Annotated in this window: 12 protein-coding genes; 4 read left to right on the top strand and 8 right to left on the bottom strand. The window is 72.1% G+C overall.

Annotated elements, in window-relative coordinates; genetic code table 11:
* Nucleotides 1-5: 5 nt before the first annotated feature.
* Nucleotides 6-1,205, bottom strand: coding sequence for a TolB-like translocation protein (locus BKA14_RS28855; RefSeq protein WP_184953960.1), 1,200 nt, complete (start codon nt 1,203-1,205; stop codon nt 6-8).
* Nucleotides 1,202-1,729: a SigE family RNA polymerase sigma factor gene (locus BKA14_RS28850; RefSeq protein ID WP_184953959.1), complete on the bottom strand. Its 528-nt coding sequence runs from the start codon at nt 1,727-1,729 to the stop codon at nt 1,202-1,204. The genes BKA14_RS28855 and BKA14_RS28850 overlap by 4 nt, the downstream gene beginning before the upstream one ends.
* Before the next feature lie 363 nt (nt 1,730-2,092).
* On the opposite strand from BKA14_RS28850, the gene BKA14_RS28845 reads away from it, so the two are divergent.
* Nucleotides 2,093-3,382, top strand: coding sequence for an NAD(P)/FAD-dependent oxidoreductase (locus BKA14_RS28845; protein ID WP_184953958.1), 1,290 nt, complete (start codon nt 2,093-2,095; stop codon nt 3,380-3,382).
* Between the two features lie 101 nt (nt 3,383-3,483).
* Nucleotides 3,484-4,206: a LamG-like jellyroll fold domain-containing protein gene (locus BKA14_RS28840; protein WP_184953957.1), complete on the top strand. Its 723-nt coding sequence runs from the start codon at nt 3,484-3,486 to the stop codon at nt 4,204-4,206.
* 36 nt (nt 4,207-4,242) lie between these two features.
* On the opposite strand, the gene BKA14_RS28835 is transcribed toward BKA14_RS28840, so the two are convergent.
* The 3 genes from BKA14_RS28835 to BKA14_RS28825 are packed head-to-tail and all read right to left on the bottom strand — an operon-like array spanning nt 4,243 to nt 9,398.
* Nucleotides 4,243-6,093, bottom strand: a complete 1,851-nt coding sequence (locus BKA14_RS28835) for a fibronectin type III domain-containing protein (protein ID WP_184953956.1) — start codon at nt 6,091-6,093, stop codon at nt 4,243-4,245.
* A gap of 58 nt (nt 6,094-6,151) precedes the next feature.
* Nucleotides 6,152-7,270: a hypothetical protein gene (locus tag BKA14_RS28830; protein WP_184953955.1), complete on the bottom strand. Its 1,119-nt coding sequence runs from the start codon at nt 7,268-7,270 to the stop codon at nt 6,152-6,154.
* Nucleotides 7,271-7,277: 7 nt separating this feature from the next.
* Nucleotides 7,278-9,398, bottom strand: coding sequence for an alkaline phosphatase family protein (locus BKA14_RS28825; protein WP_184953954.1), 2,121 nt, complete (start codon nt 9,396-9,398; stop codon nt 7,278-7,280).
* Nucleotides 9,399-9,524: 126 nt separating this feature from the next.
* On the opposite strand from BKA14_RS28825, the gene BKA14_RS28820 reads away from it, so the two are divergent.
* The gene (locus BKA14_RS28820; RefSeq protein ID WP_239093375.1) at nt 9,525-10,739 is read left to right on the top strand and encodes a glycoside hydrolase family 18 protein; all 1,215 of its coding nucleotides are present in this window, start codon (nt 9,525-9,527) and stop codon (nt 10,737-10,739) included.
* Here the strand turns inward: BKA14_RS28820 and BKA14_RS28815 are convergent, their stop codons facing one another.
* Entirely contained in the window at nt 10,740-11,585 is an 846-nt protein-coding gene (locus BKA14_RS28815; RefSeq protein ID WP_184953953.1) for an SDR family NAD(P)-dependent oxidoreductase, read from the bottom strand.
* A 24-nt stretch (nt 11,586-11,609) separates the two neighbouring features.
* Between BKA14_RS28815 and BKA14_RS28810 the strand changes: the two genes are divergently transcribed.
* Nucleotides 11,610-12,566 carry a Dyp-type peroxidase gene (locus BKA14_RS28810; protein ID WP_184953952.1) on the top strand — a complete coding sequence of 319 codons (957 nt, stop codon included), beginning with the start codon at nt 11,610-11,612 and terminating at the stop codon, nt 12,564-12,566.
* On the opposite strand, the gene BKA14_RS28805 is transcribed toward BKA14_RS28810, so the two are convergent.
* Nucleotides 12,563-13,189 (bottom strand): HAD-IA family hydrolase, encoded by a 627-nt coding sequence (locus BKA14_RS28805; RefSeq protein WP_239093373.1) that lies wholly within the window; start codon nt 13,187-13,189, stop codon nt 12,563-12,565. The two genes, BKA14_RS28810 and BKA14_RS28805, sit on opposite strands and share 4 nt — an antisense overlap.
* A gap of 66 nt (nt 13,190-13,255) precedes the next feature.
* Nucleotides 13,256-13,906, bottom strand: coding sequence for a hypothetical protein (locus tag BKA14_RS28800; RefSeq protein ID WP_184953950.1), 651 nt, complete (start codon nt 13,904-13,906; stop codon nt 13,256-13,258).
* Between the last annotated feature and the right edge of the window lie 51 nt (nt 13,907-13,957).

Genomic DNA, 13,957 nt, shown 5'->3' with positions numbered 1-13,957 from the left:
CCCGATCAGCGGGTGTAGGCGAGCAGGTCGAAGTCGCGGACGGAGGGCGGCTCCTTGGCCTGCACCCGCAGCGTGTTGTCGGAATCGAACAGCGACAGCAGTCGTTTGCCGTCGTTCTCGGTGCGCACCAGCAGGTTGCCGTCCGGGTCGAAGACCGCGCCGACCACCGTGCCCGCCACCGGCAGCACCGCCAGGTCACCGGTCGCCGTGTCGACCACCGCGTCCGCCGTGTCCGTGCCCGTGGTGCTCTCACCGGTCGTCTGCAGCGGCACGGTGACCCGGCGCCCGGTGGCGTCGACGCTGGTCGGCTTGCACGCGGCCAGGCCGTCCGGGTTGTCCTGGGGCTGCGTGTCGCCCAGCACCGGCACGCTCGTGCTCGTGCCGGCGTCGCCGTCGGCCACCTTGAGCCCGCAGTGCGACGTCGCGTAGACCAGCGTGCTGCCATCGCCCGACCAGCGGAAATGCTGACCAGAGGCGAGGCCGTCGGGCAGCGGCGTGATCGCGCCCGACTCCAGGTCGAGCACGCTGGGGGCGGAGGTGGCGACCAGCAGCCGGCTGCCCTCGGGCGACCACACCGGCGCCTGATCGGCCGCGACCACGTCGGTGGCCACCTGCTTCGACTCGCCACCGGACTCGTTGACCAGCAGCTTGCCGTCCGACACGTACGCGATGCGATAGCCGTCGGGCGAGATGCCGACCGAGGAGGGCGCGTCGGCCAGCACGACTTCGCTGGTACCCCGGGTCGGCGACATGCGGATCACGTCGGGATCACCGTCGTGCTCCCGATAGAAGACGTGGCCCGGCAGATCGGAGAGCGTTCGCGACTTCGGTTTGGCGGTCTTGGTCTGCTTCGGTGGTTTGCTGCCTTCGCGAGGTGGGCGCACCGGGGCCCCGGCCAGATCGCCGGGCGAGCCGGTGGGGGAGGCGCCCGCGGGGGCCGGGGAGGCCGGCTTGGACGGCGCGGGCGAATCGGCCGACTGCGCCCCGGTGGCGACCGGGATGTTCTCCTCCCGGCCCCGCGGCATCTGCCACAACCCGCTGGCCAGCACCACCAGCACGGCCATGGCGGCGCCGGTGCCGACCGCGGCCTCCCGGCGGCCGATCCGGCGGGAACGGTTGATCGCCCGCTCGTACATGTCGGTGGGCTCGGCCACCTCGGCCAGGTCCTGCAGCGAGGCCCGGAGCCGGTCGTGCTCGGCGGTCATCGTCCCGCCTCCGGCACCTCGGTGAGCACGCTCAGATCGGGCAGCAGGGAACGCAGCCGGTCGAGCGCGCGGGCGGTCTGCGTCTTGACCGTGCTGACCGAGACGCCCATCAGCTGGGCTGCCTCGGCCTCGGTGTGATCCTCGAAGAACCGCAGCACGATCACCGCGCGCTGCTTGGGGCTCAACGTCAGCAGGGCCCGGCGCAGCACCAGCCGCTCGACGGTGGTGTCGGCGTGATCGTCGGCGCCGGGGCGGGAATCGGGCTCGAAATCGGCCGGGAAGACCTCGGCGACCTTGGGACGGCGCCAGAACGACACCTGCGCGTGATACATGACCTTGCGGGCGTACGCCTCCGCGTTCTCCGTGCGTTCGAGGCGCTGCCAGGAGCGATGTGTGCGGGCCAGCGCCTCCTGCACGAGATCCTCGGCCAGGTGCTGATCGCCGGTCAAAAGGTACGCCGAGCGCAACAATGCGTGCGTCCGCGTACGAACGAAATGCGCATAGTCGGCCTCACGGGCGTCCATTCGAAGGTGTCCGTTCGAGGTGTCGAGGGAGACGTGAGAATACCCAGGCGGCTCAAGAACCGCACTGCCGGTCACGTCGACCCCTCTCCACCCTCGGACGCACCGGGCGATGCCACCCCGTGTGGGCACCGGCCAGGTAATTCACCGCGCGATGCCTCCCCGTGTGGGCACCGACCGGCGCATGACAAGACGCCGGAACATCGATTGTTGGACGACAACCGTTCGGCCGAATTTGCGGGTCGTCCGAACGGTCAACCGCGGCGATGTCGCGGCCCTCACACCGGAGGGTGCGCGTTTTCGGTAGCGTCGGTGGGCATCGGTCTGAACGGTGGGCGTCGTGCGCGCCCGGAACGGAGGACCCGCATGGCACGCCCCCGCATCGTCATCGTCGGAGCCGGGTTCGCCGGTTTCACGGCAGCCCGCAAAATTTCCCACCTCGCCCGCGGCGGCGCCGAGATCGTCGTCGTGAACCCCACCGACTACTTCCTCTATCTGCCGCTGCTGCCCGAAGTCGCGGCGGGCATCCTGGAGCCGCGCCGGGTCACCGTGTCGCTGCAGGCCGCCCTGCCCGGTGTGCGGCAGATCCTGGGTGAGGCCGACGGCTTCGACCTCGACAACCGCCGTATCACCTATCGCGACCCCGAGGGGCGGTCGGGCTCGATCGGCTACCACCGTCTGGTGATCGCGGCCGGCAGCGTCAACAAGCTGCTCCCGGTGCCCGGCGTGACCGAGTGGGCGCACGGCTTCCGTGGCATCCCGGAGGCGCTCTACCTGCGCGATCACATCACGCGCCAGATCGAGCTGGCCGTCAACGCGCCCACCGAGGCGGAGCGGCGGGCCCGCTGCACCTTCGTCGTGGTCGGCGCGGGCTACACCGGGACGGAGGTGGCGGCGCAGGGTGTGCTGTTCACCGACGAGCTCACCGCGCAGCGTCCCGAGCTGCGGGGCCAGGTGCGCTGGTTGTTGCTCGACACGGCCGACCGGCTGCTGCCGTCGCTCGACGAGCGCCTGAGTGCGGCCTCCGACGAGGTGCTGCGCCGGCGGGGTGTCGAGCTGCTGTTGCGGACGAGTGTGCAGGAGGCCACGGCGGACGGCGTGCATCTGTCCACCGGGGACTTCGTGCCGACGCGCTCGCTGATCTGGTGTGTCGGGGTGCGGCCCGATCCCGTGGTCGAGGGTCTGAAGCTGCCGCTGCGGGACGGCCGGATCGTGGTCGACGAGTTCCTCACCGTGCCCGATTATCCGGACGTGTACGCGATCGGCGACGCGGCCGCGGTGCCCGACCTGACCCGGCCCGGCGAGATCACCGGGATGACTGCGCAGCACGCCGTGCGGCAGGGCGCGGCCGTGGCCAAGAACATCGCGGCGTCGTACGGGCAGGGCCGGCGCCGGCCGTACCGGCACTACGACCTCGGGTTCGTGGTCGACCTGGGCGGGCTCGACTCGGCCGCGAATCCGCTCGGCGTGCCGGTCAAGGGGTTCCCGGCCAAGGTGGTGACCCGCGGCTATCACCTGCTGTCGATGCCGGGCAACCGGGTGCGGGTGGCGGCCGACTGGGTGCTCGACGCCGTGCTGCCGCGCCAGGGGGTCCAGCTCGGACTGGTGCCGGGCCGTGCGGTGCCCCTCGACAGCGCCTCCCCCGAGCGTCCGTGACGAGCCCGTACGGCAATGTAGTCCGTTCGGGCTAACGGGATCGCCCGGTCGGCCGGAGGTTTGCCGATCCCAGCAAAGGGTTCACAAGCCATAATTCGGTCATGGGATCTTGTTGGCTCGGCGCGTCAGTGGTTGTGGCGCTAGTGCTGGCCGGTGCGGCCCCCGCGGCCGCCGAGAAGGAGAGCGGAACGCCGACTCTCATGGCCCACTACGCGTTCAACGGCGGCTCCACCTCCATCCTCGACGAGTCGGGCCGCGGCCACACCCTGCGGGTGATCTCGGGGCACGGCGGAACCGTCCGTCCGGTGACGCACGGCCAAGGCGCGGCCCTGCTCTTCCCGCCGCGCTGCCTGCGCCAGGTCTGCCCGCACGTGGCGCTGCAGACGCCGTCGACCGCCGACCTCAACCCGGGGCGGCGCGACATCTCGTACGGCGCCGACGTCTACCTCAGCCCCACGCAGACCAGCAAGGGCCAGAACGTGATCCAGAAGGGTTACTCGACCCGGGGCAGCCAGTGGAAGCTGCAGATCGACGGGGCCGCCGGCCGGCCCAGCTGCGTGCTCGTCGGGGACCGGTCGCCGCTGATCCGGCTGGCCACGAGCGCGGTCAGCGTGGCCGACAACCGGTGGCACCGGATCCGCTGCGCGCGCGTCGGTGGCACGCTGTCGGTCTGGGTCGACAACGTGCTGCGTGGCCGCATCGGCATCCCGCCGCGGCTCTCGGTGACGAACAACCGGCCGATGAGCATCGGTGGCAAGGGCGCCTACGCCGACAACGACCAGTTCAACGGCGCCCTTGACAACGTCTGGGTCCGCGTCGGCTAGCGGGCGGCGCCCCACCGCGGGGGCGCCGCACCGCGGTCAAGGCATCGGCGGACCGGGGTCGATGCGGACGTCGCGTTGCATGCCCGTGGAGTAGCCGAGCAGGTCGACGGTCTGGAAGACCACCGTGCGGCGGTCGACTGCACGGCGCACCTGAATGTTCAGCTGCTGACACTGCGGGACCTGGACGGTGAGCCGGGCGTTGATCAGGAGCGGGCCGAAGTCGTGGGTCTGATTCCCGAGCGCGTCCCAGACACCGACGACCAGAATGTCCGGCCGGTTGTTGAAGAAGGAGACCGATTTCACCAACGGCACCGTGGTCGGCTCCTGGTCGAGCCGGACCGTCCGGGTGGTTTTGCGACCTGCGGAGTCGTACGCGCTGAGCACGTAGGTCTCGTTCCCGTCGGTGTTGCCTCCGGGCGCCTCGCCGTTCCACAACCCGCCGCCAGCCTGGCCGGCCCACTGCGGAGCGCCGTTGCGGGTGATCTCGGCCCGTACGGCGCCGACGATCCGGAACGACAGCCGGGCGTCGACCTTCTTGCAGGCCCGGGCCGTGGCCGGACCCGCGGTGAACGCCTCGATGACCGGGGCGCCGGTGGTCCAGGCGCTGGCCCGTCCGGCGTCCTGGTCGGTCACCTCGACCGCGCCGGTCTGCACCGGCTTGACCAGCACCTCGTACGACGTGACGGGCTGAAGACCGCTTACCGTCGCGGTCCGGGAGCCGGTCCCGGCATACGAGGGAAGGTCGATGATCTTGTTTTTGCCGCCGCCGCGCGCCTCCAGCCGGTAGCCGGTCTCGGTGGCGGCCTGATCGGTGAAGGCAAGCTCGATCGACGTGTCGGTGACACCGGTCACCCGCACGTCGGTGGGCGCGGGCGGCGCCGGCTGCAACCGGCTGTACGAGCGGCAGCCCAGGTAGGCATGGTCGCCCAGCCCGAGATTCCAGCCCAGCGCGCACACCTCGTGAACACCGTCGGCCGCGTCGACAGTCATCTCGAATCCGTTACGCGACCCGTCCGGGCGCGGACGGTCGGCGGTGGTGGTGCGCAGATACTTCCCGTCCACCCCGATGTCGACCAGGGTGCTCGTCGTGGGCTGATCCGGGTCGACGGCCCAGCCGGCGATCCGCACCTGGTCGCCGGTGAGCACGACCGAGTCGACCCCGCCGTACGGGTTGTGCCGCACGGTCCAGGTCTGGCAGCCCAGGCTGGTGGCCCGGGCCGACAGGCAGATCCGGTGCTCGCCCTCGGCGCCCTCGGGCACGGTGAGCGTGAAGCCATGGTCTCCCCCGTACGCGGGGTGGGCGGAAGCCACGTCCGCGCGGGGAAGATTCGCGCTCATCTGCGGCCCCGGCCGGCCGTCGACCTCGGCCGTGACGGTCACCGGGCCGGTTGTGCCGGGGTCGATGGCCCACCCCGCCAGCTGCACGCTGATGCCCGACCGGACCGGGGCGCCCAGTGCGCCGAACGGGAGGACCGGCACCGGCCAGGTGCGGCAGGCGATCGTGATCCGCCGGGTGGTCGGCGGGTCGGCCGTGGTCAGGCAGACACGACTGCCCGGCTTGGCCGCGACGACACCGTCGAACCCGTGGTTGTCGTGGCCCGGGTACGGCTTGTCGGCCATCAGCTCACCGGCGAGCACGTCGTCGACGCTTACGCGCACCGGGAGGGCGGCCTCGTCGGGGTCGGACGCCCATCCGGTCAGGCGGATACCGGCCGGCACCCGGGTGATCGAGTCGAGCCGGCCGGTCGGCGGCCCGTCGTTGGGCGACGGGCAGTCCGGCGGTGGTTCCGGGCTCTGGCACGGCCCGACGGCGTACGCCGGGCCTGCCGGAACGACCAGCGCACTCGCGGCGAGGACGACCGCCGCGAACAGAGAGGTGAGTTTCATGCGGCCATCTCGCCACGGCCCGCTTAGCAATCGCTTGCGGTCCACTTAAGAGCATGGATCAGAAGGCGGCGAAGCGCCGCCGGTCCCGCCCGTCCACGGTCGTGAAGTCACCGCCGGCCTCGATCGTGCCGGCCACCCGATTGACGCTCAGCACCCGCACGCCGATCACCCCGTTCGCCTTCGGCCCCCACGAGGTCAGCTGCCCCTGGGCCGTCACCGCGGCCAGCTTGAGCCGCGGCCGGGAGCCGTCCACACAGCCGCCCTTGACGCCGTTGCGCTCGGTCAGGCAGGCGTTGTCGAAATGCCCGCCCACGTAGGTGACGCCGCCCGTGGTCGCGATCGCCGCCGCGTCCCCGTCGAACACCCGCTGCCAGCGCAGGGCCCCGGTCCAGCTGTAGGCGATGGCCCGGCCGCCCCGCCCGGCCGTGGCCACGTGCACGCCGGTCGGGTCGAGCGCGATGGCCCGCACCTCGGCCGGCACGCGGGGCCGGAAAGCCGGGTCGACGGCCCCGCTGACGCCGTTGACCGAGGCCAGCCTCAGAGTGCCCTTGACCGCGCCGACGAAGTGGAAGCCACCGCCCAGGAAGACGCGTGGACCGGTGACCGCGAGCGCGTGCACGGTGTCGTCGGCGACCGGCCGCCAGCGGGCGTCGAGCTTGCCGGTGGCCAGCGAGAACGCGGCCAGGTTGCCCCGCTGTTCGCCGGTGACGCGGGTGAAGCTGCCGCCGAGGTAGAGCCGGCCGTTGCCGGTGGCGAGCGCGTACGGCGTACCGGAAAGGTTGTGGCGGAAGGACCGCACGGCGCCGCTGGTGGGGTGGATCCGGGCCAGGGAGTCGCGCGGCTCGCCGTCGACCGCGCGGAAATCGCCCGCCGCGTAGACGCTGTCGGCGGTCGCGGCCAGCGCGCGCACCACCCCGTCGGCGCGGGGCGACCAGTCGAGCAGTTTCCCCGTACGCGAGTCGAAGGCGGCCAGCCGTTCCCGCGGGAAGGTACGCCCGTTCACCGTCGCGGTGGTGAAGGTGCCGCCCACGTAGGTCGTCGCGCCGCGGTGAGCGATCGCGTAGACGCCGCCGTTGAAGGCGGGCGCGGAGGAGCGTGCCGTGGGGCTCACTGCGGGGGCGGCGGCCGCCGGCAGGAGCACGGCGGCCAGGGCTAGGACGAGCGACAGTCGCGGCACAAAGTGCCTAACCGTCGTGCGTCCGGGAAAGTCTCGGCGAGTCCGGCGAGTCCGGCGAGTCGAAGATCTTTTCTTGGGCCTCGCGTTCCAGGTGCAGCACCTCGTCGGCCGCCGCGGTGCGGGTCCGCAGCCCGAGCATGGCCAGCCATTCGACCAGCTGGTGGTGCACGGCGTCGGGCCCGTCGAGCTCGGCCTCGGTCGTCGGCCAGCGGGCCGGGTGCACCAGCACGGCGTCGGTCTGCCAGCCGCCGAGCCCGCCGTGCGAACCGACCAGCTCCTCGAACGCGGCCACCTCCTCGGTCACCGGGTCGACGCAGCTGATCAGCACCAGGTCGCCGACGTGCGCGGCCTCCTGGTGCCGCAGCAGGTCGTGCCGGGCCCGCGGTCCGTACGGGAGCAGGGGGTCGATGCCCCGCACCACGCCGTCGCGCAGCGAGTGGCTGCCGGAACCGCCCAGCGCAACCGGTCCGTCCTCGTCGCGCACGATCACCAGACCGATGCCCGGATGGGCGACCAGCCCGTGGATGAGTCGCGGATACACGCGGTCGATGGCCGCCCGGTCGAGCCGCCGCCGGAACTTCGTCAGGTAGACCAGCGACAGGTTGCCCGACGAGACCACGAGCAGCGGGGCGACCGGCGCTTCCTTCTCCGCCGGTGGTTCGCCCTCGGCGGGCTCGTCGACGGCCTCCGCCTCGTCGCCCGCCGAGAACCGCTCGACCACCTCGTCCAGGCTCTCGTTGTAGCGCTGGCGGAAGGTCGCGCCCTGGCTCTGCCCGTGGTCGGACAGCACCACCAGGTGGTACCGGCGGGCCGCCTCGGGGGCGAGCCGTTCCAGCACGCCGAGCATGCGGTCGAGGCTCTCCAGCTGGCGCATCGACTCGGGGCGGGCCGGGCCCGCGTGATGCGCGACCTCGTCGTAGTCGACCAGGTCGCAGTAGATGGCCGGGGCGCCGCGGGCCATCTGCTCGGCGATCAGCGACACGTTCACGTCGCGCAGCAGCATCGACGCCGGGCGCAGGGCCAGGAACGCGCCCGACCGGCTGACCCGGGGCTGCAGGTTGCGACGGCGCTGCAGACGGGCCTGGTGCAGCTCGGTGATGACCTCGCCCACGCCGAGCACGAGCGCGCGGGTGAAGCCGTACGGGGAGGCCATGAACGCAGCCCAGCCGCGCGCGGACCGGCCCGGCAGCGCCGCGTGGCTGACCGTGAGCAAGTTGACCGCCGCGTCGCCGCTGAACGCGTTGCCGATGCTCACCCCGCCGTCGCGCAGCAGTCCACGGCCGTCGCTGAGCCGCGGCTCGAGGATCGCGGCGTCGCGCGGCCGGTTGGTCACCATCAGCTTGCCGGTGTCCTTCTCGAACCACCGGAACGCGGGGATCTGCCGGGTCGCGCCGTGCAGGATGCCGGCCTGCGACGCGGGCGTGGTCGACGGCAGACCGGTGTGCCAGCCGCGCATCGTGTGGCTGCCCGAACGCAGCCAGTGACCCAGCGTGGGCAGGTTGCCGGCCCGCACCGCCCAGCGCAGCACCGGCTCCGACAGCCCGTCGAACTGCACCATGATCAGGCCCGGTTCGGACCCCGGCCGGGGGCGGCGGAACGTGAGGAACGGGCCCCCGGCCAGGCGGGCCTGCCGCCGGCGCACACCGCGCATCAGCCGCCGGGCCTCGCGCACGAACGTGTCATCGGTGCCGCTGTCGGCCATCCAGTCCACGATCGCGGCGAACACCACGGCCAGGATCGCGGTGATCACCAGCGAGGGCAGACCGGTGATCCGTTCCGCCGGGTCGATCTCCAGCGCGACCACGATCACCACGACCTGGGCGATCACCCCCAGCAGCATCGCGCCCCAGCCGCCCAGCGCGGTGACGCCGAGCAGCAGCAGCGGGCGCAGCACGGCGCCGACGCCGGCCACGATCGCCACCAGGCCCAGCGTGTCGACGATGTCGTTGCTCTCGACACCCGGCATCAGCCACAGGGTGACGGTGAGCACGACGAAGGTCACCAGCGCGCTGCGCAGCACCGCCTGGAGCCGGTTGAGGATGCGGCGCCAGCTCAGCAGGGCGCGCAACTCGGCCCGCCAGCTGCGGAGCAGGGGCGCGGACGAGGGCTCGTGGGGGCTGATGGCCACCGGGAAACGATCGCACAGCCGGAGCGCGCGGTGGACGACGGTGCCGCGAATCACCCGGCCCCGGCGTTACACCCGGACGAGTGATCACTTGTGGCCCGGTGGTCCCGTCCGGATAGCTTCGGAGCGGTGCGCGCCCGATTCGTCTTGATCATCCTTATCCTGCTCGGTCTCGCCGCCTGCGGGGCACCCGACGACGAACCCGCCCCCGCCCCGGCCGCCCCCAAGGTGGTCGGCTACTTCACCGGCTGGGGTGTCTACGCCCGCGACTTCCAGGTGAAAGACCTGGACACCAGTGGGGGCGCCAAGGAACTGACCCATCTCCTGTACGCCTTCGGCAAGGTCAGCGGGGGCCGATGCACGGCCGCCGACCGCTGGGCCGACTACGAGAAGCCGTTCGAGGCCGGGCAGAGCGTGGACGGCGTCGCCGACGCGAAGAGCGATCCGGCCCGCGGCAACATCGGGCAGCTGCGCCGCCTCAAGGCCAAGCACCCGGGGCTCAAGGTGCTGTGGTCGTTCGGCGGCTGGACCGGTTCGGGCGGGTTCACCCAGGCCGCCCGCGACCCTGAGGCCTTCGCCCGGTCGTGCCGCGAACTGGTCGCCGATCCGCGCTGGGCGGGCGTGTTCGACGGCATCGACGTGGACTGGGAATACCCCAACGCGTGCGGGATGAGCTGCGACAAGAGCGGACCGGAGGCGCTGGGCCGGATGCTGGGTGCGTTGCGTACCGCGTTCGGCCCGCAGGCGGTGATCACGGCGGCGGTGCCCGGCGACTCCTCGAAGCTGGACGCCACCGACTACCGGACCGCGGCCGAGCAGGCGACCTGGTTGAGCGCGATGACGTACGACTACTTCGGGGCCGGCGGCGAGGATGTGCGCAAGGTGCAGAAGACCGCGCCGCATTCGCCGCTCACCGCCTACCCGGGCATTCCGCGTGAGACGTCGACCGCGTCGGCCACCGTGGACAAACTGCTCGCCCTGGGCATCCCGCCCGCCAAGATCCTGCTCGGGATCGGCTTCTACGGCCGCGGCTGGGCGGGTGTGAGCAGCGCCGAACCGGGCGGGGCGGCGAGCGGACCGGCCACCGGGCGCTACGAGAAGGGGCTCGAGGACTACGAGGCACTGGTCGAGCGCTGCCCGCCGACCGGCGTCATCGGCGACACGGCCTACGCCCACTGCGGCGAGCAGTGGTGGTCCTACGACACCCCGGAGACGATCGGGACCAAGATGGCGTACGCCCGGAGCAAGTCCCTCGGCGGCGCGTTCGCGTGGGAGCTCTCCGGCGACACCACCTCGGCCGACCTGCTCACCGCGGTGTCGAAAGGCCTGACCGGCGCGTCCTAGTCAGTCGCCTTGCAGTTTCTTGACCGTTGCCAGCCGCTGACTGATCCGCCAGTAACGGGTCGGGGTGAGCCGGGCCAGCAGGTCGGCGCCCTTGGCCACACCCCCGATGACCAGCCGGGGTCTGCGGTCGTGGATCGCGGCCACGATCTGTTTCGCCGCCTCCTCGGCCGGCATGGTCAGGGCCCGCTCGGCGAACCGGCGGGCCTGGGCGACCTGCCGGCCGTCGGGGTCGCCGCCGCTGACCCGGGCATTGGCCGCGATGTTGGTGCGGATGCCGCCGGGATGCACGACCGTCACGCCGACCCCGCGCGGCTCCAGCTCGTGGCGCAGCGCGTCGGTGAATCCCCGCACGGCGAACTTGGACGTCACGTAGGCCACCTGCCCGGCCGGGGCGATCAAGCCGAACAGGCTCGACACGTTGACCACGTGCGAGCCCGGCCGGGCCAGCAGCTGCGGCAGGAACGCCTTGGTCAGCCTGATCACGGCCATCAGGTTGATCTCCAGCAGCCACTCGAAGTCGGGCATCGCGTTCTGCTCGAACTCGCCCATCAGGGTGACGCCGGCGTTGTTGACGAGCAGGTCCACGCCGCCGTGGCGGGACGCGACCTCAGCCGCCAGGTCGAGCCGGTCGCCGCCGTCGCTCAGATCGATCTCGTACGTCGTCACGTCCGCCGCGCCGAGCTCCCGCGCCGCCGCGGCCGCCCGGGCCAGCCCTTCGGCGTCCCGGTCGACCAGGACCAGCACCGATCGTCGCCGCCCGAGCTCGAGGGCCAGGGCCGCGCCGATGCCGCTGGCGGCCCCGGTGATCAGACAGGTCCGGCCGGCGAAGGCGAACGGAGCGCTCATGCGTCTGACCCTAGACTGCGGCCCATGACTGCGCCCCGCTCCGTCGGCCCGATCGTCGAGTCGCAGGCCGTGCTGGCCCCGCTCACCGACGCCGCGATCTTCCTCGTGGCCACCGTCCGCCCCGGCGGCGAGGCGGCCGTCCGCGAGCTGCTGGAGGATCTGAGCGGCCTGCAGCGCACGGTCGGGTTCCGGCTGCCCGCGGCCCAGCTCTCCTGCGTCACCGGCATCGGCTCCGACCTGTGGGACCGGCTGTTCACCGGGCCCCGCCCGGCCGAGCTGCACCGCTTCCGGGCCTGGAAAGGTCCCCGGCACACCGCGCCGTCGACCCCCGGTGACCTGCTCTTCCACATCCGGGCCGGGCAGATGGACGTGTGCTTCGAGCTGGCCGCCAAGATCGGCGAGCGGCTGCGCGGGGCCGGCGACATCGTCGACGAGACGCACGGCTTCAAGTATTTCGACGAGCGCGACCTGCTCGGCTTCGTCGACGGCACCGAGAACCCGACCGGCGCCAAGGCCCACAGCGCGGCCATCGTCGGCGACGAGGACAAGCCTTTCGCCGGTGGCAGCTACGTAATGGTGCAGAAATACGTACACGACCTGGAAGCCTGGAATGCGCTCAAGGTCGAGGAACAGGAGGCGGCGATCGGGCGCACCAAGCTCGACAACGCCGAGATCCCGGACGACGCCAAGGCGCCCAACTCGCACCTGGCCCTCAACGTGGTCGAGGACGTGGACGGCAACGAGCTCAAGATCCTGCGCGACAACATGCCGTTCGGCTCGGTCAAGGACGGCGAGTTCGGTACGTACTACATCGCCTACGCCGCCACGCCCGACATCCCCGAGCTGATGCTGCGCCGGATGTTCCTCGGCGAGCCGTACGGCACGTACGACCGGATTCTCGACTTCTCGACCGCGCTGACCGGCTCGCTGTTCTTCGTGCCGACCGCCGGCTTCCTGGACGACCTGCCCGACGCGCCCTAAGCGAGCAGTGCGGCCAGGTCGGCCAGCGTGTTCAGCCGCAGGTCGCCGTCGAGCCCGCGCAGGGCCGCCGTGTGCGCTCCCGCGGCCCGGCCCGCCTGCAGGCCGACCTCGGCGTCCTCGACCACCAGGCAGTCGGCCGGGTCGACCCCGAGCAGCTCGGCGGCCCGCCGGTAACCCTCCGGGTCGGGCTTGCCGGCCGCGATGTCGTCGGTCGTCACCAGCACCGGCGCGACGATCCCGGCCGCGTTCAGCCGGGCCTTGGCCAGCCGGGTGTCGGCGCTGGTGACCACGGCCCAGGGCAGGCCGTTACGGGTGAGCTGCAACAACAGTTCGCGGGCACCCGGCGTCGGGTGCACGTCGGAGAGGTCGTCGTACTGCAGCTCGAGCTGGCGGGCCGACGCGACCACCTGCGCGGCCTCGTCCAGGTGCGGCAGCAGCTTCCGGACGGTCGTGGCGCTCGGGCTGCCGTGCGCCATCTCGTACGCCTCCTGGCCGTCCACCCCGTACTCCGAGGCCCAGGCCAGCCACGACCGCAGCACGGCCCCGTCGGAGTCGACCAGCGTGCCGTCCATGTCGAACAGGATCGCTCGCACGGTGGTCACGTCGAAGCTGGACTCGGGCACGAAAACCTCCATCGGGCGCGGAACAGCCCTCAGCCTAGAAGGTGAGGGCCGTTCCTTGAGAGGCGATCAGGCGGTGCGCCGGCTCGGGGCGCGTCGCCGGGCCGGAGTGGCCGCGGGCGGCGTCTCGGCCGCGGTGGTGGTCTTGCGCGGGGCCCGGGTGCGCGGGGGAGTGGCAGCCGACGCGGCGGCCTTCCGCGCGGTCGAGCGGGCCGCGGTGGCGCGGGCCGTCGGCGGCTCGATCGGCTGCTCGGGCGCGAGGGTCTGCTCCTCGGGCGCCTGCTCCTCGGGCGCCTGCTTGTCGGACTGCTCCGCGGGCGCCTGTTCGGGCTCCTGCTCGGCCGGCGCGGGCGGGACCACCGGAGCGGCCGCTGACGCGCGATCCTTCTCCTTCTCGCGCCGGACCAGATCGGCCAGCACGCTCTGGCCGTACTTCTCCTCGAGCGAGGCCGCCTTGCTCTGGGCCTTCTCGGCGCGGTTCACGGCCTTCTTGTGTGCCTTCTCCAGGCGGTCCTTGTCGCGGGCGTGGGTCTTGAGGGCCCGCTTGAGCCGCTTGGCCTCGGCCTCGGCGTTACGCAGCGCCTGCGTCTGCTGCCGGATGAGGTCGGCGTTGGTCCGCAGCCGGTTCTCCAGCTCGGTGACGGTCGTCTTCGTCCGGGTAGCCGCCTCGTGGGCCACCGCGGACTGGTCCCTTCGGCGTTCGAGCTGCTTGGTGCTCACGGGAGTCTCCTTTCCTTACCTTCGCCCTACCCGGGCTCGGCCCGCGCAATC

This window comes from Paractinoplanes abujensis (genome assembly GCF_014204895.1).
Taxonomy (GTDB): Bacteria; Actinomycetota; Actinomycetes; order Mycobacteriales; family Micromonosporaceae; genus Actinoplanes; species Actinoplanes abujensis.
The sequence above is the reverse complement of the archived record's forward strand: the minus strand, read 5'-3'. Positions and strand labels throughout refer to the sequence as shown.

What these genes read in the sequence shown, in the direction of transcription:
- BKA14_RS28855 (WP_184953960.1), bottom strand. Translation starts at nt 1,205, where the DNA reads ATGACCGCCGAGCACGACCGGCTCCGGGCCTCGCTGCAGGACCTGGCC.
- BKA14_RS28850 (WP_184953959.1), bottom strand. Translation starts at nt 1,729, where the DNA reads ATGGACGCCCGTGAGGCCGACTATGCGCATTTCGTTCGTACGCGGACG.
- BKA14_RS28845 (WP_184953958.1), top strand. Translation starts at nt 2,093, where the DNA reads ATGGCACGCCCCCGCATCGTCATCGTCGGAGCCGGGTTCGCCGGTTTC.
- BKA14_RS28840 (WP_184953957.1), top strand. Translation starts at nt 3,484, where the DNA reads ATGGGATCTTGTTGGCTCGGCGCGTCAGTGGTTGTGGCGCTAGTGCTG.
- BKA14_RS28835 (WP_184953956.1), bottom strand. Translation starts at nt 6,093, where the DNA reads ATGAAACTCACCTCTCTGTTCGCGGCGGTCGTCCTCGCCGCGAGTGCG.
- BKA14_RS28815 (WP_184953953.1), bottom strand. Translation starts at nt 11,585, where the DNA reads ATGAGCGCTCCGTTCGCCTTCGCCGGCCGGACCTGTCTGATCACCGGG.
- BKA14_RS28810 (WP_184953952.1), top strand. Translation starts at nt 11,610, where the DNA reads ATGACTGCGCCCCGCTCCGTCGGCCCGATCGTCGAGTCGCAGGCCGTG.